Below are 19354 nucleotides of genomic sequence, written 5' to 3'. Positions count from 1 at the left end.
GGTGCTAGGGCGCTCCTTCAAAGTGACCGCAATCGAACTGCCCTCCGAAATCGCGCAATGGTTTGAACGCCGTGGCTGGCGCGTGCGCCGCCATCAGCTCGACATGCTCGCCAAGGCGCGCGAGGGGAAACACGCGCTGCTTGTTGCGGATACGGGAGCGGGCAAGACCCTCGCAGGCTTCCTGCCGACCCTGTGCGACTTCGCGCCAACGCAGGGCGGCGAGGTACACGATGGTCTACACACGCTGTATGTCTCGCCGCTCAAGGCACTCGCCCACGATGTGCGGCGCAACCTGCTGACCCCGATCGAAGAGATCGGCCTTCCGATCACGGTTGAGACCCGCAGCGGCGACACGTCTTCCGACAAGAAGAAGCGCCAGCGGGAAAAGCCGCCGCACGTGATGCTGACGACGCCCGAGAGCCTTTCTTTGTTGCTCTCCTACCCTGAAAGCCTCGAGCTGTTTCGCGGCCTCAAGCGCGTGGTGATCGACGAGGTCCATGCCTTCGCAACCGGTAAGCGCGGGGATTTGCTCGCGCTGGCGCTTACGCGGTTGCAAAGCATTGCTCCTCAGGCGCAGCGCGTGGCGCTTTCGGCGACGCTCGCCAATCCGCTCGCATTCCAGGAATGGCTTTCGCCCCAGCCGGTCGACGGCACTGGCGAAATCCGCGCCGCAGACCTCGTGCTCGGTGAAAAGGGCGCGGAACCCGAAGTCGAGATCCTGCTTCCCATCGAGGAGCGCGTACCGTGGGGCGGACACGCCGGGCGCTGGGCAATCCCGCAAATCTACGAGGCGATCCGGGCCAATCGCACCACGCTTGTCTTTACCAACACACGCTTTCTTGCCGAATTCATCTTCCAGTGCCTGTGGGATGTGAACGAAGACAACCTCCCCATCGGCGTTCACCATGGAAGCCTGTCGAAAGAGGCTCGGCGCAAGGTCGAGGAGGCGATGGCGGAGGGCGAATTGCGCGCGCTGGTCTGCACCGCGAGCCTCGATCTGGGGGTCGACTGGGGGGATATCGACCTTGTCGTCCAGATGGGCGCGCCCAAGGGTTCATCGCGCCTGCTCCAGCGGATCGGGCGGGCCGGCCACCGGCTCGAAACGCCGAGCCGCGCGGTGCTCGTCCCTGGCAACCGGTTCGAGTTTCTCGAAGCGATGGCGGCCAAGGACGCAGTCGATGAAGGCCAGCGGGACGGTGAAGATTTTCGTGCAGGCGGTCTCGATGTGCTCGCGCAGCACGTGATGGCCTGCGCCTGCGCTTCACCGTTTCACGAGGACGATCTGCTCGCCGAAATCCGGTCTTCAGTCGCCTATGCGTGGCTCGACATGGAGCAATTCCAGCGCGTGCTCGGCTTCGTCGAAAATGGCGGCTACGCCCTGCGCGCCTACGACAAGTTCAAGCGGATCGTGCGTTCGAAAGAGGGTGTTTGGCGGCTCGCGCATCCCAACCAGGCGCAGCGACACCGGATGAATGCCGGGATCATCGTCGATTCCGAAATGCTGACGGTCCGTTTCAAAAACGGCCGACAGCTGGGCAAGGTCGAGGAGCGTTTCGCCGCCCAGCTATCGGCCGGCGATACCTTCTTTTTCGCGGGCATGAGCCTCGAGGTCGAAAGCGTGAAGGACATGGACGTGATCGTGCGCGCGGCCAAGACCAGCGCCTCGATCCCGTCTTACGGCGGCCTGCGCCTGCCGCTCACCACACATCTTGCGGGCCGCGTGCAGGAGATGCTCGACGACCGCGCGGGGTGGGGGCGCTTCCCAGACGATGTGCGCGAATGGCTCGAAGTGCAGGACTATCGCAGCCAGCTCCCTGCGCCCGGCGAACTGCTGGTCGAAAGCTTCCCGCACGGCGGCAAGCACTATGCGACCTATTATACGTTCGAGGGCTGGAACGCGAACCAGTCATTGGGCATGCTGATCACGCGGCGGATGGAGGATCGCGGGCTGATGCCGGGCGGCTTCGTCGCCAACGATTACTGCCTTGCCGTGTGGGGGCTCAAGCCGGTCAAGGACCCCAAGCCGCTGCTCTCGCCCGATATCCTGACACACGAATTCACCGACTGGGTGACCGAGAGCCACCTGCTGCGCCGCGCTTTTCGCGAGGTCGCGGTAATCAGCGGCCTCGTCGAGCGCCAGCATCCCGGCAAGCGCAAGACCGGCAAACAGGTCACCTTCTCGACCGATCTCATCTACGACGTCCTCAAGAAGTACGAACCCGACCACGTGCTGCTCGAAGCCGCATGGGCCGATGCCCGCGCGCGGATGACGGACGTGGGGCGTTTGGCGGACCTGCTCGAACGCTCGCAGCACGAACTGGTGCATGTCGAACTGGAGCGCGTCTCGCCGCTCGCCGTGCCGGTGATGACAATGATCGGCCGCGAAGCGGTGCCGCAAGGCGCGGTCGATGACGAACTACTGATCGAGGCCGAGACGCTGGTGGGTGAGGCGATGCGGATCGGGCCGGAGGATAGGCCTGTGCTGGACTAAACCAACCCAGCGGATAGCATCATCAGCTTCGAACAGCCGCTTGGCTCAATGTCTTTGTCGGGGGCTCTCCATCTGCTTTCCTCATCCGGAGGGAGAGTGCTTTCATCCACCAATGTCGACCGCTGGAACAGCCGGTGCTTTTCTAACTCGTCAAAGCAGATCTCATCTCGCGCGACCCCAGCATCTACAAGTGCATCCAGAACAAGCGCCGTTACTCCATATGGCGCATTGCCGTCCGGCCTGACCAGGACAGTCGGATACGCGATACCGGTGTTCTTGATGGCCTGAGCGATTTGGCCAAGCTCGACTGGCTGACCATCGAAAGAGATTTGTCCGGTCGAGGAAATATCCAAAATCGAATAGCTCAATTTGTGAGGCTCGATCGGTAAGGGACCCTGAGGCAAATCGATCAGCAAAGTGTGTGTTTGTCGGTTGCCAAGGTTCCACATCAAGGCGAGGATTGCGAAGAGCGCGGCAAATAGAGCTATCGGCCGTATGTCGATCCGGCAGATCGGCTCGCCGTGGTCGTACGGCTTGCGCTTACGTCGGCGAAAAGGGCGAGGGCTGAAGCGCCCGCCCGAATTGTTCTTGCGCGACCCGCGCGCAGAGCCGAGGCGTGTCAAGAACCGAAATCCTTGTGCCGGGCATTGCCGACGAAGGCGAAGCGCTTGGCGCCCGCTTCCTTGATCAGTGCGATCGTGCGCGCAGAGCGGTCGTAGCTAGCGAGCGCAGCGGGTTCGAAGCGCAATTCGGGTTGCTCTTCCATCGCGCTTGCGGCGGCGACCTGCTGGCGCAGCTGGTCGGGCGTAACCTCGACCCCGTTCCAAAGGAGCTGGTCCTGTGCCGTAATGAAGACCGTGTTTGTGTCAGCATTGAGCGGACAGGTCTTGCACGGCTCGGTCGGCAGGTCGACGCTGGTTTCGTGCACCTTGATCGGCACCGCGAGGATGATCATCACGAGGAGCACGAGCAAGACATCGATGAAGGGTGTGACGTTCATGTCGCCCTTGGGCGGGGGCAGGCGCTTACGACCTCGCGGATCGTATTTGTCGGCAAAGCGGCTCCTGCGGCGCGTGGCTGCAATGGTCATTGATCGTCTCCTCGATCTCCTTCGGAAGCGGTACTATATAACATAACTATCAAGTTGCCTAAAGCATACCGGTATGGGGATCGCAACCAGGCGTCTGACGGTGGTTGTCGCACATGGCGCACTGCAACTGCCCGTTTCTAGCGACCTGTGCGTCGCGCAAGAGAGAAAACGCCTGTGGGGGAGGTTTTTCCTGGAAAGGAAAAAGGAAAGGGGCGGTCCCTCGCGGGCCGCCCCTTCCATGTCTCTGTTTTCTGCCAGGTTCTAGTTCTGGCCGCCCAGTCCGCCTGCACCGGGACCACCAGTCCCGAAGACACGATATTTCTCGTTACCGACGAAACCGAACTTGGTGACGCCCGACTGCTTGATGATCTGCAGCACCTTGGCCGCCAAATCGTAGCTGGCGAGCGCCTCGGGCTCGAACTGCAGTTCGGGCTCGACCGCCATCTGAGTGGTTTCGGCAAGAGTGGTTACGAGCTGCGCCTGCGTAAGCGGCGTGGCGTTCCACAGGATCTGGCCGTCTTGCGTCAGAACGAGTTTGTTCTTGACGGGATCGATCTGAATATCCTGTGGCGGCGGATCGCCTTGCGGAAGATCGATATCGACCGAGTGCGTTGCCACCGGGATGGTGATGATGAACATGATGAGCAGAACGAGCAGGACGTCGATCAGCGGCGTCATGTTCATATCCATCATCGGTTCGCCGTCGAGCTTGCCTCCGGACATACCCATGGGTTGTTACTCCTTAATTCTCTTGGCCGTCAGATGCCGGGCTCGACCGGGTTCGAGATGAACCCGACGGTCGGGTAACCTGCCGCCTGAACATTGTAGATCGCCCCGGCGACGCAGCGCCACGGTGCGTTGACATCGCCGCGGATGTGAACTTGCGGGATACGCTCGGGGTCTTCCATGATCGCTTCGGGACCGCCTGCTGCCTGGACGATATTGTCGAGGCGGGTGAAGGCCTGGTCGTAAAGCTGCTCTGAAGTCACCGGGGTGATGTTGTTGAAGTACACCCGGCACTCGCCGCTGCGTGATGCTCCTTCGAAGCCGGGCTCGCCCGCGCTGCGACCGGCGGCGTCGGTGGTGCTCACCGTCAGAAGCAGGTTCTCGACCTTGTTCTTCGATTCGACCGATGCAAACACCGGGATTTCGAGCTTCTCGATCGTCTGGATCGCGACCGGGACCGCGATCAGGAAGATGATCAGGAGCACGAGCATCACGTCCACCAGAGGGGTGGTGTTGATGTCTGACATCGGGGTGTCTCCACCGCCTCCTGTCGAAATCGCCATTTAAAATTCCTATCCCTCAAAAAATTCTGTTCGACCCTTAGGGCTCGAAAGTCGAGCCGGGATCCATGCTGGCTTTAGGCCGACACCTTCTCCCGGTTAGTGCGGTGGCGGGATGCATCAGGCACCCCGCCGCCCGTAATCACTCGGTCGCTCAGGCCTTCGGCGTCGGGCGTGCGCCGCCAGCCGTGGTAGCCGGCTTCGCAGCAGCCTTCGGTGCGCCCTTTGCAGCCGATGCCGGGCCGAGGGCCGGTTTGATCTCGCCGTTCGAACCAATGTAGGCGACGATGTCGTTCGCAAACTCTTTCATGAGAGCAGCGATACGGCGGTTGCGCGACTGCAGCCAGTTGAACGCAAGCACCGCCGGCACGGCAACGAGCAGACCGATCGCCGTCATGATCAGCGCCTCACCGACCGGACCTGCAACCTTGTCGATCGAAGCCGAGCCTTCGATGCCGATGTTGATCAGTGCGCGGTAGATACCGATCACCGTACCGAGCAGCCCGATGAACGGAGCGGTCGCACCGACCGATGCGAGGAAGGACAGGCCGCCCGAAAGCACCGAGTTGATCTTTTCCTGGCTGTTTTCGAGCTCTTCTTCGATGAAGTGGATTTCATCGCCGGCACCATCCATCTTGCTGTGGTGGTCCTGTGCGGTGACCGCATCATCGGCGAGCTGGCGCCATGCGCTGTTCTTCTCGAGCTTGGTTGCGCCTTCACGAAGGGTCGGGGCGCGCCAGAACGCGTTTTTGACCGATTTGTACTGCTTCATCACCTTGTTCTGTTCGAACAGCTTGGTGAACAGGATGTAGAAGGATCCGACAGACATGATGACCATGACGGCGAGGATCGACCAGGCGACGGGGCCGCCTTCTTCCATAGCTTTCCAGAAGCCGAATTCGTTGACCGGCGCATCGGTGGCGGTGGCCAGAAGATATGAAACGTTCATTGCGAGTAGTCCTCTTGAAAAATTGTCTTTTCGACCGGGACCTCTCCACAAGGCCCCGACCAGTTTTCATCATCAATTCAAACGATACGTGATCCGCGTCGCATAGCTGCCCGTGGTCGGGTTGCCGGCATCGTCGAGTGCCGGATTGAAGCGTGCATAACGCTCCATCCCGCGGCATGCTGCCTGGTCGAGAATGCTCGACCCGCTCGACGAAGTGACCGAACAATTCGCCGCGCGTCCTTGAGGAGTGACGGTGACACGAACGCCCACTGTTCCTTCGATCTCCTCACGCAGTGCGCGCGAGGGATAGTTTTCCTGGATGCGGGCTGCCCAGCGGCGCTCACCCCTCGTCGTCGCACCACGCGCAAGCGAAGGCGGCGGCGGCGGCGGCGGTGCAACCGGAGCAGGCGGCGGAATCGTCAGCGCCGGCGGAGCGGGCGGAGGAATCGTCGGCTGCGTCTGGATTGGCGGAGGAGCCGGCGCGATACTTATCGGCGGCGGCGGTGCCACCGGCGGCGGAGGCGCGGTTTCCTGCGGCTGCTCGGGCGGGGGCTCATCCGGTTCTTCGGGGGGCGGTGGTTCCTCAATGTCGACTGTGGTCACGCGCTCGACGACCGTTTTGACGGCCGAAACGGCCAGGCCGGAAATGAGCAGGTAACCGATCAGCACATGGATTATCGCCACGATGATAATGGAAACGACCTTGTTTCCATTCATTTGTTGGTCAGCGTAGGCCATCCAGTCGCTTTCTCTCCATCACACAAGCCGGCGGACATACCGGCATAAATTTCGCGTCGGATCCGAATCAGGCATCAACCGAATCGGATCGCTTCCACGCGAATCCCAAAAATTTAAATCCCCATGGATCGAGGCCAGCTTTCGAATGAAAAAGCGAGTCCCTCTCCTGTGGGACACCGTCACCATAGCATGATGACGATGTTTACGCTCGTGCGGTCGATGTCCCCTATTGCCGCGCAAGCTTTCCCGCCTTTAACGGTCAACCCCTAGGCAATCAAACGCTTTATCGGTTCAGCGGCGATTCACTGCGCTGGCGTTCCAACACGATACTGTGCGAATATTGCCGCAGGAGCGGCGCGGGATTTCTGGACGATGACGATCATTAAACAAAAATTAACGAACAAATTCAGCAGCATGTCTGCGTTGGCCCTGGCGACCGGAGCCTTGGCGTGTGCCTCGCCGGCGTTTGCGATGCAAGATGCGCCGGCGGCACAGAGCGCTGCCGAGCGAGCAACCTACGCCGACCTCGTGGCGCTCGCCGAACGCAGCGAACTGGTCATTCGCGCCCGGATTCGGCGCCAGTCGCAGGTTAGCGCGGAGCGCGCGCCGGGACTCAAGCCGGGATTTGCGAGGCTCTATATAGAGGCAGAAACTCTCGCGCTTATCGCCGGCCGCAGCCGTATCGGAGAGTCGCTCGCCTACCTCGTCGACGTTCCGCTGGATGCGAAAGGCAAGCCGCCCAAGCTCAAGAAGCGCGAGGTGATCCTGTTCGCCAATCCGGTTCGCGGTCGGCCCGTCACTGATCGCGGGCAGGAAGTCCAGCTGGCCGGGCCGAGCGCGCAGATCGATTACAGCCCTGCATTCGAACAGCGCCTGCGCCCGGTGCTCACGGAGCTCGCATCCGGCGACAAGCCGCCGGTGGTCGAAGGTGTGGCTGACGCACTTGCGGTGCGCGGAACGCTGGCGGGCGAATCCGAAACACAGATTTTCCTCGCGACACCCGACCGGTCACCGGTTTCAATCAGCGTGCTACGCCGTCCGGGCCTCGATCCGGTCTGGGGCGTGTCGTGGGGCGAGATAATCGACTCGGCGGCACGCGCGCCGCAGCCCGGAACGCTGCGCTGGTACCGCCTCGCCTGCTCGCTTCCCAGTGAACTGCCGAGCAGCGCCAACCTCGCGCGCGATGCCGATGCGCGCAGGCTGGCTGCAACCGACTACAGATTCGTGATCGAGCAGCTCGGACCGTGCGAGCGGGCCATCACCGAATAGCTATTCCTTGAGAGGGAACGCGGCTCGCGCTTGACCGTGCGGCGCGGTGGTCTAAGCGCTGCAATATTGCATTGCAGCAACGGAGCCACCGCGTGCCAGATACACCCGCCCCCCTTCGCATCGCGATTGCCGGCCTCGGCACGGTCGGGGCAGGTGTAATCCGCCTCATCGATACCAATCGTGACCTGATCGCCGCGCGCGCGGGTCGGCCGATCGAGATTGTCGCGGTCAGCGCCCGCGACCGCACGCTCGATCGCGGGGTCGACCTTTCGGGTTTCGCGTGGGAAGACGACATGACCGCGCTTGCCTCACGCGAAGACGTAGACGTGCTGGTCGAGCTGGTGGGCGGTTCGGATGGCCCGGCGCTCGCCGCGTCACGCGCCGCGCTCAAGGCGGGGAAGGGGCTGGTGACCGCGAACAAGGCGATGATCGCGCATCACGGACTCGACCTTGCCGAGCTTGCCGAAAGCGCTTCCGTCCCGCTCAAATTCGAGGCTGCGGTCGCCGGCGGGATTCCGGTGGTGAAGGGCCTGCGCGAAGGCACTTCGGCCAATGCGCTCACCAACGTCTATGGCATCCTCAACGGCACCTGCAATTACATCCTCTCGGAAATGGAAGAGACCGGCGCGGACTTTGCCGAGACGCTCGCCGAAGCACAGAAGCTCGGATATGCAGAGGCCGACCCGACTTTCGATATCGAGGGGATCGACGCGGCGCACAAGCTTTCGATTCTCGCGGCGATCGGCTTTGGCGCGAAGGTCGATTTCGATGCTGTCCACGTGAGCGGTATCACCCGCGTGCGCGCTGCCGATATCGCGCAGGCCGATGCGCTGGGCTTCGTAATCCGTCTCATTGCGCAAGCCGATGTCGAGGGAGCGAACGGCGATGCGAAACTGCTTCAGCGCGTGCGCCCTTGTCTCGTCGCGAAGGACCACCCGCTTGCCCCGGTGGATGGGCCGACCAATGCGGTCGTCGCCGAAGGCAATTTCTCCGGTCGCCTGCTCTTCCAGGGCGCAGGCGCAGGTGATGGACCGACCGCGAGCGCGGTGGTGGCGGACCTGATCGACATTGCCCGCGGCGAAGTAGGCGCACCGTTTTCGATGCCTGTTTCGCAGCTAACCGCGCTGCCCCCGGCAGAGCCCGGCCACCGTATGGAGCGCACCTATCTGCGCTTCACGGTCAAGGATCGTCCCGGCGTGCTGGCCGAGATCACCGCCGCGATGCGCGATGCGGACGTCTCCATCGAGAGTCTGATCCAAAAGGGCCGCGCGAAGGAAGGCGGCGAGGTGCTCGTCGCGATCGTCACGCATGAAGGTCCGGAGCGCTGCGTCCGGCAAGCGCTCGACCTTCTAGAAGGATCGGACAGCCTTACCGGCGCTCCGCTGGTGCTGCCGATCCTGCCGAACTAAGCCCTATTCCGGTTCGCTCGATACCGGCGGTGCTGGCAATCCGAGAGCGCGCCTGCGTTCGGCAATTTCCTCGGGCGTCGGATCGGGGTCTTCACCGAGAGGCGGGAGGCCGCGAGCGATCCGGTCTGCGTCCGAACCGGCAGGCGCCTGCGGCAGTGCCTCTACATCGATGAAGACTGCAGGCGGCGGTACCCGCCCGAAACCGATCGGGTTGCCATGATTGGGAATACCGAAGGTGTTGGGCGTGCTGCCACCCTTGGTTTTTTCGGCATAGCGCCGTTCCCAGTCTGCCTTGTTCCAAGAGCCATCGGTGGCTTCGCCCAGTTCGCGGCAAACCACGATCTCGCCTGCGATCCGGCCTGCATCGGCTTCTTCTTCGCAATCCTGTTCGAGCAGTTTGTCGGAGGGATCCTTGGGCACGGTCACCGACAGGTCGATGCCTTCGAACTGGCGACGCGGAGCAACCGCTTCTGCTTCTTCCGCGTCGCTCGCCACGTCCGAGTCATCCTGTGCCGAAACAGGCGCGGGCATTGCGCACAGCAGGGCGATGGCGAGCATGGCCGGAGAAAAGCGCAAAACGGGCACAGCATTGCTCGACAAGCCCGTCTCCTTCGGCTTAAGCGGTCCGCGAATACGCATACGAATGCAATCGCGGTCAGCGCAAGTGCGCGAAGCGTTTGAAAGACTACGGGAACTGAATTTCTAATGAATACTCCGACTCATACCGACGTGCTCGCAGACAAGCCGAAGAGCACCTCGAACGCGCTCGACCGGGTGCTGGTGCTCGAAATGGTTCGCGTTACCGAGGCGGCCGCGGTGGCCGCCGCCCAGCTTGTCGGTCGCGGTGACGAAAAGGCTGCCGATGCTGCCGCGGTCGAGGCCATGCGTCGGGCTTTCGACGATCTCTACATGGATGGCACCGTCGTTATCGGCGAGGGCGAGCGCGATGAAGCGCCGATGCTCTATATCGGCGAAAAAGTCGGCGGCGCACCGGGCACCGGCCCCAAAATCGACATCGCGCTCGATCCGCTCGAAGGGACGACGATCACCGCCAAGGCGGGCCCCAATGCTCTTGCCGTGCTGGCGGCGGCGGAAAAGGGGTGCCTCCTCAACGCACCCGACACCTACATGGACAAGCTTGCCGTAGGGCCCGGCTATCCCGAAGGCATCATAGACCTCGCCAAGACGCCGACCGAGAACGTGAAGGCGGTGGCCGAGGCCAAGGGTGTCGATCCTTCCGAAATCATCGTTTGCGTGCTCGACAGGCCGCGCCATGCGGAACTGATCGCCGAGCTGCGCTCGCTCGGCTGCGGCGTGGTGCTGATCGGCGACGGGGACGTCGCGGGCGTGATCGCGGTTACCGACCAGGACACCACCATCGACATGTATATGGGGCAGGGCGGCGCTCCCGAAGGCGTGCTCGCCGCGGCCGCGCTGCGCTGTGTCGGCGGGCAGTTCAATGGCCGGCTCATCTTCCGCAACGAAGATGAAAAAGCACGCGCGCGGAAATGGGGCATCACCGATTTCGACCGTATCTACAAGCTTGAAGACCTCGCCAAGGGCGACTGCATATTTGCTGCGACCGGCGTTACCGACGGATCGCTGCTCGACGGGGTGAAGAAGCGCAAGAAATCCACCGGCGCGACCATCATGACCACCGACAGCGTCGTGATGCGCGCTTCTTCCGGCACGGTGCGCTGGATCAGGGGCGAGCACCGGATCACGCCGCATCGGGCGGAATAGAGCTTGCCGATACCGGACGCGTTCGAGGCGATGCTGACCGGCGGGCACCCCAACTCGCTCGGACGCACGATCGAAGTGGTCGAATGCGTCCTCGCATCGCCCGACAGGTTCGACGAACTTTATCGCTGCTATCAAAGCGACGACGAGGTCGTTCGCCTGCGCGTCTCGAATGCGATGCGCAGGGTAGAAGCCGAACGGCACGACCTTCTGGTTCCATACATTGATTGTTTCATCGAAGAGATCGGCGAACTCGATCAGCCTTCGGCGCAGTGGACTTTGGCCAAGTTGTTCGAGGCGCTCGAACCCGACATGTCGGTGCGCCAAAAGGCATCGGCGACGCAGATAATGAAGCGAAACCTTGCCGAGAATGATGACTGGATTGTGCTCAACAACACGATGGAGGCGCTTTTCAAATGGTCGCGCGATGACGAGGAACTCGCCCTCTGGCTCAGGCCGCATCTCGAGCGACTGACCACCGATCCGCGCAAGTCGGTCGCCAAGCGCGCCGAAAAACTGCTCAAGGCTTGGTGAAAAGCGCAGCCAAGCTCTGTTGCGTTTCCATGACTCTCGGCTAGGCGAGTCCAACCAAGGCCACTCGGGGATTCGCACACCATGAAAATCATGTCGGGCAATTCGAACCTGCCGCTCGCACGCGCGATTGCGGCCTATCTCGAAATCCCGCTAACCGATGCGAGCGTCCGGCGCTTCGCCGACGAGGAAGTTTTCATCGAGATCCATGAGAATGTCCGCGGTGAAGATGTGTTCATGGTGCAGTCGACGAGCTATCCGGCGAACGACAACCTGATGGAGCTGCTGATCGGGATCGATGCGCTACGCCGCGCCTCGGCCAAGCGGATCACTGCGGTTGTCCCTTATTACGGCTATGCGCGGCAGGACCGAAAGCCCGGTCCGCGCACCCCGATCTCGGCCAAGCTGGTCGCTAACCTCATCACCGAGGCGGGGGCCGACCGGGTGCTCGCGGTTGACCTGCACGCAGGCCAGATTCAGGGCTTCTTCGATATCCCGACCGACAATCTCTACGCCGCGCCCGTAATGGCGGCTGACATCCAGGCACGATATGGCGAACAAGACCTGATGGTGGTTTCCCCAGATGTCGGCGGCGTTGTGCGCGCGCGAGCGCTTGCCAAGCGGCTCGACAATGCCCCGCTCGCAATCGTCGACAAGCGCCGCGACCGCCCGGGCGAAAGCGAGGTGATGAACATCATCGGCGATGTTGCCGGGCGCCACTGCATCCTCATCGACGATATCGTCGATTCAGGCGGCACGCTGTGCAATGCGGCGCAGGCGCTGCTCGACGAGGGTGCAAAATCGGTCGCGGCCTACATCACCCATGGGGTGCTTTCGGGCGGCGCGGTGGCGCGGGTCGATGGTTCGGCATTGAAGGAACTTGTCATCACTGACTCGATCCTTCCGACCGAAGCAGCAGAGAAATCCGAACGCATCCGGACGTTAACCATCGCTCCGCTTGTGGGCGAAGCAATCCGTCGCATCGCGGACGAGAGCTCGGTTTCCAGCCTGTTCGATTGATGTTCGATCGCGGCGAGGTTCGCGAGATCCTCGTCGGCGCGGCGCGTGCGGGCAATCCGCTTACCTATTCGCAAATGCTCGGCCTGCTCGGTCACCGCTTCACCCGCCCGTTAATGCGCCAGCTGTGCAAGGTGCTCGATGCCATCGACGAGGACGGCGCAGCGTCGGGCGAACCGGGGCTCGCAGTGCTGGTCGTCAGGCAATCCGACGGGTTGCCCGGGCAAGGCTGGTTCGCATCGAGAAGCGCGACCCACCCGGACCTGCCGCTTGATTGGGAGGGCACGGAAGCGCGGCGCTACATCAAATATCGCCAGCGCGAAGCATTCGACTATTGGAACAAACGCTAGCGCCGCCAGGGATAGTTTCCGGCAGGGGCCGCCTTGCCGATTATTTCCATCCGCCGCGATTGCCGCGCTTCGAGTGTCAGCGTCATGAAGGGCTGCGGCGTCGATGCAAATTGCCGCGGGGTCATACCGAAGAATGCGCGGAATTCGCGGATCATGTGGCTCTGGTCGAAGAATTTGAGCGCGGCTTCTTCGGATTCGCGATCATCGGCGACGCCCCGGAGATGCGCGGCGATATCGAGCGCGCGGGCGCGCCGGAGAACCTGCGTCGCGGTCTGCCCGTAGGCACGCTTGATCTTCCGTTCGAGCGACCGGCGTTCGATGGCGTTTTCCTCCGCGAACTCGGCAATATTGAGATTGGGGTCGACGAACACCGCCCTGTCGAACGATTCGATCACAGGGTCCGGCTTTGCCCCGCCGGCCCGGTCGACGAGCTGGCGGAACAGCTTCTCGGCCACTTTCAGCCAACGTTCGGCAGGTCCAGCCGGATCGAACCAGTGAATCATTCGCGCGCTCGAGCCCCATTCCTTGTGCCCGTAAATATGGTCGTAAAGGATGATGCGATCGAGCGTGTCTTCTGCGCGCGGACCCTTCAGTGCGCTCATCGCGCCCGGCTTCAGCGCAACGCCGACCGTCGCGAAACTGCCCTTTACGCTCACCGCCATTCGCTTCGTCTGGGCGCCAAAAAGCAAGGCGGAAGGGCCATAGCGGCCGATGCCGTCGCGGGTCTCTGCCGTCCACTCGCCCGCAAACAACACGCGCATTACCGGAGTATCGGAAATCAGCCCGCAGCTCAGGACATCGTCAGGGCCCATTTCGACCTGGGTTGCATAGACCCGCGCCACCCACGGTGCGAGATCCTCGGCAGGCGCACGGTTGTTCGAGAGCGGCTCCCCATCGCGGGTATGCCCCAATGCAGAGCGCATGGCCGGGGTCGAAACCCCCGGTATGGCAAATTCGCTTTCGGCAGATGCCATGCGTACCCGCGTCCCCAATCTAACCGCGGCCCGCGATAATCCTCTGCCAGAATCGAAGGCCAGCCCTCGATTAGGCAATAGCACATAGTGCACCGTGCAGCATCATGGGGCCGTTCAGGCACCTTGGAGGGCGAAGGGTTTGCGCATCCACGGGCGTACCGAATCGGGTTCGATCCGGTCGAGCATTTCCAGCCGCCGCGCCTGCCTGATCTCGAGGCTGAGGGTCAGCAAACCGCTCCGCTCGGCCTGGAATTGTCGCGGGGTCATGCCGAAAAATGCCTGAAATTCGCGGATCTGGTGCGCTTGGTCGAAGAATCGGAGCATGAAGTCCTCCTCTTCCTGCTCATCGGCCACACCGCACAATTGCGAGGCAAGGTCGAGAATGCGCGCACGTCGCATCACAGCCTTGGGCGACATCCCGAAATCGCGCCGTGCGACCCGCTCCACTGTCCTGGGCGAGACTCCAAGCCCTTCTGCAAAGGTGCGCAATTCGCAATTGGGATCGGCAAAGGCCTGGAGCTCGAGCGCGCGCGATATGGGATCGGGCGGGGTGATTTCATTGCGCTCGATATGGCTAATCAGCCAGCTCTCCAGATCTTCGAGCCATTGCTCGGGCGGAATGTCCGGGCGGTGGAGGCCGGTCACTCGCGGGTCCGAAATACCCGCTTGTTCGATCGAGCAGATCCGATCGATCATTGCTTCGTCGGAGAGGCCGAACAACAACCGCAGCGCGCCTGGGCGCAGCATGAGGCCTGCAACCCTTATGCCCCCGCGATAGGACATCGGCATGACCCTGGTGTGCTGCCCGCAGAGGAAGGTTTCGTCGCGAATGTCCAACGGGCCATCGGCCGTGCCCGCCACCCAGTCGACGCCGACAGCCGTGCGCAAATAGGCCATGTCGTTGCAGAGGTGGCCGTGCACGATCTCGTCGCTGTCCGTGTAGGCATAGGCGACCATGGATCGCCCGACCCATGGGCGGAGGCGCTCATCCGGCTGGCGGTTGAGCGAAAGCGGCGTGCCCTCTTGCGTGGCGCCCGTCACCGAATCGAACGGCGGTTCGCTTTCCCCATTCTTCATATCGGCCGCCGTATCGCGGCTTCTCGCGCTGCCCATGGAGATTATCCTTAACCCTTCGGCGCGGCTTGTCACGCACGATTAAGCGCTTGCAAATGCGCGCCAACCGGTTGATCGAACCCGCCGTGACCCAGGACGACCTCAATCTCGCCAATGCGCTTGCCGATGCTGCCGGTGCCGCCATTCGCCCCCTGTTCCGCGGGGAATGGAGCGAGGAGCGCAAGGACGATCGATCCTACGTGACCGAGGCGGATCGCGCCGCCGAAGCTGCGATGCGCACGATCATAGAGGAGCGATGCCCTGATGACGGGATCATCGGCGAGGAATACGGCACTCGCAATGAGGGTGCGGGGCGTCAATGGGTGCTCGATCCTATCGACGGGACGACAAGCTTCATTGCAGGCCGCCCGATCTTCGGCACCCTGATCGCCCTCCTGCAGGACGGCTGGCCGGTGCTTGGCGTGATCGACCAGCCCATAGCGGGCGAGCGCTGGGTGGGGCGGATCGGCGAGGGAACGCTATTCAACGGCAAACCAGCGAGCGCGCGACCGTGCAAGGACATTGCCGACGCTGTGCTCGGAACCACGACACCTCACCAGTTTTCAGGCGATGACGTCGATGCCTTCATGGGCGTCGCCAAGTCGGTCGCCGAGCGCAAGATCATCTATGGCGGCGACTGCTATAATTATGCGCTCGTCGCGAGCGGCCATGTCGACATCGTGGTCGAGGCGGGGCTGAAGCTGCACGATTATGCCGCGCTCGTCCCGATCGTCGAAGGCGCGGGCGGGATGATGAGCGACTGGCAGGGTAACCCTCTGGATTCAGGCTCGGACGGTCGCGTGATCGCACTCGGGGACCCGGCCCGGCTGGAAGACGTGCTCGAGGCGATGGGCTAGGCGTCTAAGGGCTGATGCACTCGCCCGTTGGAGCGCTTACGTCGGTCAAGCCGGGGGAGGGCCAAAAGCGTTCTCTCGCGGCTCGCTCCCCGTGCATAGCAGGACCACCAGGACCACGAGACTGGCATTTGCCGCTAGATTGAGTCCGAAAGCGGCGAAAAACAGGTCCGATCGTGCGCCTTGCTCCACATCCGAGAATACCTCGCGCATGACGAACATCGCGGTCAGGAATATGATCGCCGGGACAAGGCCTATCCAGCCGCGCCTGCCGGTATCGTGCAGACGCCGCGCAACGGCTGCTGCGAGAAGCGCGATCAGAACGGGGACGACGAATGCCAGCGGCAGGAGCATCGTGTCGAAATCGGGGCCAAGGCCAGGCACGTGCTCATGGATCGTGATCGAAAACCGGCCCGGTCCGCTCTCGATAGTCGCCTTGTCCGGATTGGCCTCCGCAAAGTCGCGCATACGGGTAAAGCTTGCGATGAATTCGATCGCAAAGAAGGGAAGCCAGACAAGGAGTGCGAGCGCGACGTTGAACAGGGCGAATGGCCAGAACTGGTCTCTCATATCGCGGCCTGTAAAATTGAGGAGGTTGGAGTAACCGTGCTTCAGTGATTCAACGAACATCTCGGGCATCCTGCGACTATGCGGGATTGGTTGTTATGATCGAACCGCTGACTGTCAAAGCGCTCCTGGCTGTTCTACCCGCATTCCTCCCAGTCTCCGCTTGCGGACGCGGACCGAGAGCCGTTCGAATCGCTTGCATCGCGACCGAAATTCGCTATGTGCGCAGCCTTCACGGCACAGATCACCGAGTCCGGCCTGGCGACAAAGGGCTGCCAGGGCTGGTCCAATGTGTCTCAACCAAGGAGATGAAAATGCCCAAGCTCAAGACCAAGAGCGGTGTGAAGAAACGCTTCAAGATCACCGCCAATGGCAAGGTGAAGCACGGTGTCGCCGGCAAGCGTCACCGCCTCATCAGCCACAATGCGAAGTATATTCGCCAGAACCGCGGCACCACCGTCCTGTCGGAAGCCGACAGCAAGACGGTGAAGAAATGGGCCCCTTACGGGCTCGACTGATCGCGATCTAAGGAGAATTTGATATGCCTCGCATCAAACGCGGCGTTACCACGCGCCAGAAGCACAAGCGTCTTCTCGAACAGGCCAAGGGCTATCGCGGTCGTCGCAAGAACACGATCCGCATCGCGCGCCAGGCCGTCGAAAAGGCCGGCCAGTACGCCTATCGCGACCGCAAGGTCAAAAAGCGCAACTTCCGCGCTCTTTGGATTCAGCGCATCAACGCTGCCGTCCGCGCCGAAGGCCTCACCTATTCGCAGTTCATGCACGGCGTGAAGCTTGCCGGGATCGAGCTCGACCGCAAGGTCATGGCTGATCTTGCCATGAACGAGGAAGCGGCGTTCAAGGCGATCATCGCTCAGGCGAAAGACGCGCTGCCTGCCTAAGCCTAGTGGCTGACAGGTTTAAGAAAAAAGGGGGCTCGGCATAGGTCGGGGCCCCTTTTTCCGTTACGGCATCGGGTGAATTTCCTTGTAGGAATGCGCCAGAATCCTTGTAAAAAATCGCCAAATCGGGCACATGGGTGGCGATGGCGAAAGGGCACGACATCGAGAGGAGCAAGGGAACCGGGTATTCGGTTCGTAGCGATTTCTATACCCCGCCTGCCGAGTTCGACGGCTGCTTCACGACTTTCTACCACTTGTCTCTGACGGTCGCGGACGGCGGCACGATCACGGACCTCATACTGCCTGAATACAGCAATATCCGCTTCTTCTCAGGCGCTCGCCCCGATGCCCGGATCGGCGAATTCCACGTCGCGGGATCGCGTTTCACTGCAACCGGCCCGAGCGCGCGTCCCTGCGCCTTCGAGCTGGGCAGTTCGGAGATGTGGGGTGTCGGCCTGCTGCCACTGGGCTGGGCGCGCTTGGTCAATGTCGATGCCAGCCAATGCGCCAACGGCTTGTGGGACGGCGCTACGCATCCGGCATTTGCAGATTTTGATGCGATGACCCCGATCCTTTGCGACCCGGAGATTCCGCGCGAGGAACAGCTCGCAGCAATCGCCGAACACATGCGTCGACACATGCGACCCAGTCGCGACGAACCGAAAATCCTGCGGGTTCACAAGGCGCTGGTCGACGGGGAATTCCCTACGGTTGGCGATCTTGCCGATGCCTGCGCGATGAGTGTGCGCACGCTTGAAAGGGTGTGCCGCCGCTATTTCGGCTTCACTCCGAAAACCCTGATGCGCCGCCAGCGCTTCATCCGCAGCCTCGCAACCTTCATGCTGCATCAGGGCAGCCGGTGGACCGAGGCGATGGATGGCGACTATCACGACCAGGCTCAGTTCACGCGCGAATTCCGCGAGTTCATGACGATGAACCCGAGCGAATATGCCGCGCTCGATCACCCCATAATCGCATCCTTCCTCGAAGCGCGCGCCCGTGTCTGGGGCAGCGCCGCGCAGGCGCTCGACCAGCCGATGCGCGACTAGACGATTTCACGAAGATATTGTAACGAAAGCGGAAATCCGGGTCGCGCTGGAGCAGTACGAACTACGGGGCAGCGATGCACGCCGAAACCGGAAATGCCATTGCGATCCGTTTCGCGCTCCCTTCGGCCGAGCTGCGGCCCTATGTCACGACCTATTACCGCACCGATGTTGTCTGCTCTGCGTCCGAGCCCGTCCTCGAGGATTTCCTCCATCCCGAATGGCCGAACCTTCGGCTCATGCCAGAGGGGATGAGCGATTCCGCGATTGGAGCAGCCGACCTGCGACAGAGCCCTGCCTTTGCTGTCACCGGGCCGACCAGTGTTGCGACGCGCTTTCGTATTCGTTCGGGACGAAGCTGGGGCATCGGTTTGATGCCGCTGGGCTGGTCGGCGCTCGTCGATGCGCCTGCCGGGGAATACGCGGATCGCTTCGTCGACGGGTTTGCCGATCCCGCCTTTGCCGCCTTCCATCCCCTGATGCGGGCACTGCAGGCCTCGAATGGTGATTTCGAGCAGGAACTGGCGTTGATCGACCAACACATGGCCCTGCTTGCCGATCGCTCCAGCGACCACGCCGTCGCGATTACCGCAATCAACGCAGCGCTCGTCGACCCGGAAATCGCCAGCGTTGCCAGTTTGGCAGACCGGGTCGGCATGAATGTCCGTTCGCTGGAGAGGCTCGCGCGCCGCGCCTTCGGTTTTCCGCCCAAGCTGCTGCTTCGCCGCCAGCGGTTTCTGCGCAGCCTCGCGCAATTCATGCTCGACCCCTCGATGAAATGGCTGAGCGCGATCGACTTCCAGTATCACGATCAGGCCCATTTCGTCCGCGACTTCAAGCGCTTCATGGGGATGAGCCCCAGCGCCTATGCCGCGCTCGACAAGCCCTTTCTGGTCGCAGCAGCCCAGGCGCGCATGGCGATCGCCGGCGAAGCGGTACAGGGGTTGCACGAGCCCAAGGCGGCGCGATAGGCGCACGCCGCCAGAAAAATCTCGCACCAAGGGCAATGCCACTTTGATTTGCCCGCCA

General features: G+C 62.2%; 22 protein-coding genes. 12 read left to right on the top strand and 10 right to left on the bottom strand.

Features of this window, described 5'->3' with window-relative positions; genetic code table 11:
- Positions 1-22 precede the first annotated feature (22 nt).
- Entirely contained in the window at positions 23-2491 is a 2469-nt protein-coding gene (locus FIU90_RS01410) for a ligase-associated DNA damage response DEXH box helicase (protein WP_152433151.1), read from the top strand.
- On the opposite strand, the gene FIU90_RS01405 is transcribed toward FIU90_RS01410, so the two are convergent.
- From FIU90_RS01405 to FIU90_RS01380, 6 genes are all read right to left on the bottom strand, one after another.
- Positions 2488-3114, bottom strand: a complete 627-nt coding sequence (locus FIU90_RS01405; RefSeq protein WP_152433150.1) for a biopolymer transporter ExbD — start codon at positions 3112-3114, stop codon at positions 2488-2490. The two genes, FIU90_RS01410 and FIU90_RS01405, sit on opposite strands and share 4 nt — an antisense overlap.
- Positions 3111-3581, bottom strand: coding sequence for a biopolymer transporter ExbD (locus FIU90_RS01400; protein ID WP_234029581.1), 471 nt, complete (start codon positions 3579-3581; stop codon positions 3111-3113). Before FIU90_RS01400 ends, FIU90_RS01405 begins: the two co-directional genes overlap by 4 nt.
- 261 nt (positions 3582-3842) lie before the next feature.
- Complete coding sequence (locus FIU90_RS01395; RefSeq protein WP_152433149.1) at positions 3843-4310, bottom strand: biopolymer transporter ExbD; 468 nt, start codon at positions 4308-4310, stop codon at positions 3843-3845.
- 29 nt (positions 4311-4339) lie between these two features.
- Positions 4340-4870, bottom strand: coding sequence for a biopolymer transporter ExbD (locus FIU90_RS01390; protein WP_172970149.1), 531 nt, complete (start codon positions 4868-4870; stop codon positions 4340-4342).
- Positions 4871-5021: 151 nt separating this feature from the next.
- Complete coding sequence (locus FIU90_RS01385; RefSeq protein WP_152433148.1) at positions 5022-5816, bottom strand: MotA/TolQ/ExbB proton channel family protein; 795 nt, start codon at positions 5814-5816, stop codon at positions 5022-5024.
- A 72-nt stretch (positions 5817-5888) separates the two neighbouring features.
- Complete coding sequence (locus tag FIU90_RS01380; RefSeq protein ID WP_172970148.1) at positions 5889-6554, bottom strand: energy transducer TonB; 666 nt, start codon at positions 6552-6554, stop codon at positions 5889-5891.
- Between the two features lie 471 nt (positions 6555-7025).
- On the opposite strand from FIU90_RS01380, the gene FIU90_RS01375 reads away from it, so the two are divergent.
- Together FIU90_RS01375 and FIU90_RS01370 are read left to right on the top strand one after the other, a co-directional pair.
- Complete coding sequence (locus tag FIU90_RS01375; protein ID WP_234029580.1) at positions 7026-7823, top strand: hypothetical protein; 798 nt, start codon at positions 7026-7028, stop codon at positions 7821-7823.
- Between the two features lie 92 nt (positions 7824-7915).
- Entirely contained in the window at positions 7916-9232 is a 1317-nt protein-coding gene (locus FIU90_RS01370) for a homoserine dehydrogenase (RefSeq protein WP_152433147.1), read from the top strand.
- A 3-nt stretch (positions 9233-9235) separates the two neighbouring features.
- Here the strand turns inward: FIU90_RS01370 and FIU90_RS01365 are convergent, their stop codons facing one another.
- On the bottom strand, positions 9236-9832 hold the full coding sequence (locus FIU90_RS01365) for a hypothetical protein (protein WP_152433146.1): 597 nt from the start codon (positions 9830-9832) through the stop codon (positions 9236-9238).
- 105 nt (positions 9833-9937) lie between these two features.
- On the opposite strand from FIU90_RS01365, the gene glpX reads away from it, so the two are divergent.
- From glpX to FIU90_RS01345, 4 genes are all read left to right on the top strand, one after another.
- The gene (gene glpX / locus FIU90_RS01360) at positions 9938-10975 is read left to right on the top strand and encodes a class II fructose-bisphosphatase (protein WP_152433145.1); all 1038 of its coding nucleotides are present in this window, start codon (positions 9938-9940) and stop codon (positions 10973-10975) included.
- 3 nt (positions 10976-10978) lie between these two features.
- Entirely contained in the window at positions 10979-11506 is a 528-nt protein-coding gene (locus FIU90_RS01355; RefSeq protein ID WP_152433144.1) for a hypothetical protein, read from the top strand.
- 81 nt (positions 11507-11587) lie between these two features.
- Positions 11588-12523 (top strand): ribose-phosphate pyrophosphokinase, encoded by a 936-nt coding sequence (locus tag FIU90_RS01350; protein WP_152433143.1) that lies wholly within the window; start codon positions 11588-11590, stop codon positions 12521-12523.
- Complete coding sequence (locus tag FIU90_RS01345) at positions 12523-12870, top strand: ribose-phosphate pyrophosphokinase (RefSeq protein WP_152433142.1); 348 nt, start codon at positions 12523-12525, stop codon at positions 12868-12870. Before FIU90_RS01350 ends, FIU90_RS01345 begins: the two co-directional genes overlap by 1 nt.
- Here FIU90_RS01345 and FIU90_RS01340 read toward each other — a convergent pair.
- Both FIU90_RS01340 and FIU90_RS01335 read right to left on the bottom strand, forming a co-directional pair.
- Entirely contained in the window at positions 12867-13844 is a 978-nt protein-coding gene (locus tag FIU90_RS01340; protein WP_152433141.1) for an AraC family transcriptional regulator, read from the bottom strand. The two genes, FIU90_RS01345 and FIU90_RS01340, sit on opposite strands and share 4 nt — an antisense overlap.
- Positions 13845-13958: 114 nt before the next feature.
- Positions 13959-14957 carry a helix-turn-helix domain-containing protein gene (locus tag FIU90_RS01335; protein WP_152433140.1) on the bottom strand — a complete coding sequence of 333 codons (999 nt, stop codon included), beginning with the start codon at positions 14955-14957 and terminating at the stop codon, positions 13959-13961.
- A 56-nt stretch (positions 14958-15013) separates the two neighbouring features.
- Here FIU90_RS01335 and hisN point away from each other — a divergent pair, with 56 nt between their 5' ends.
- Positions 15014-15814, top strand: a complete 801-nt coding sequence (gene hisN / locus FIU90_RS01330) for a histidinol-phosphatase (RefSeq protein ID WP_152433139.1) — start codon at positions 15014-15016, stop codon at positions 15812-15814.
- A gap of 45 nt (positions 15815-15859) precedes the next feature.
- On the opposite strand, the gene FIU90_RS01325 is transcribed toward hisN, so the two are convergent.
- Positions 15860-16441 carry a DUF805 domain-containing protein gene (locus FIU90_RS01325; protein ID WP_172970146.1) on the bottom strand — a complete coding sequence of 194 codons (582 nt, stop codon included), beginning with the start codon at positions 16439-16441 and terminating at the stop codon, positions 15860-15862.
- 251 nt (positions 16442-16692) lie between these two features.
- Here FIU90_RS01325 and rpmI point away from each other — a divergent pair, with 251 nt between their 5' ends.
- The 4 genes from rpmI (at position 16693) to FIU90_RS01305 (ending at position 19296) form a co-directional block, all read left to right on the top strand.
- Complete coding sequence (gene rpmI / locus FIU90_RS01320; protein ID WP_067466022.1) at positions 16693-16896, top strand: 50S ribosomal protein L35; 204 nt, start codon at positions 16693-16695, stop codon at positions 16894-16896.
- Positions 16897-16919: 23 nt separating this feature from the next.
- Positions 16920-17279, top strand: coding sequence for a 50S ribosomal protein L20 (rplT, locus tag FIU90_RS01315; protein ID WP_152433137.1), 360 nt, complete (start codon positions 16920-16922; stop codon positions 17277-17279).
- A gap of 143 nt (positions 17280-17422) precedes the next feature.
- Entirely contained in the window at positions 17423-18328 is a 906-nt protein-coding gene (locus tag FIU90_RS01310) for an AraC family transcriptional regulator (RefSeq protein WP_152435633.1), read from the top strand.
- Between the two features lie 74 nt (positions 18329-18402).
- A complete protein-coding gene (locus FIU90_RS01305; RefSeq protein WP_152433136.1) occupies positions 18403-19296 on the top strand; it encodes an AraC family transcriptional regulator in 894 nt (297 codons plus the stop codon).
- Positions 19297-19354 lie beyond the last annotated feature (58 nt).

Source organism: Erythrobacter sp. THAF29 (assembly GCF_009363635.1).
GTDB lineage: Bacteria > Pseudomonadota > Alphaproteobacteria > Sphingomonadales > Sphingomonadaceae > Erythrobacter.
This window is presented reverse-complemented; position numbering and strand designations above follow the sequence as displayed.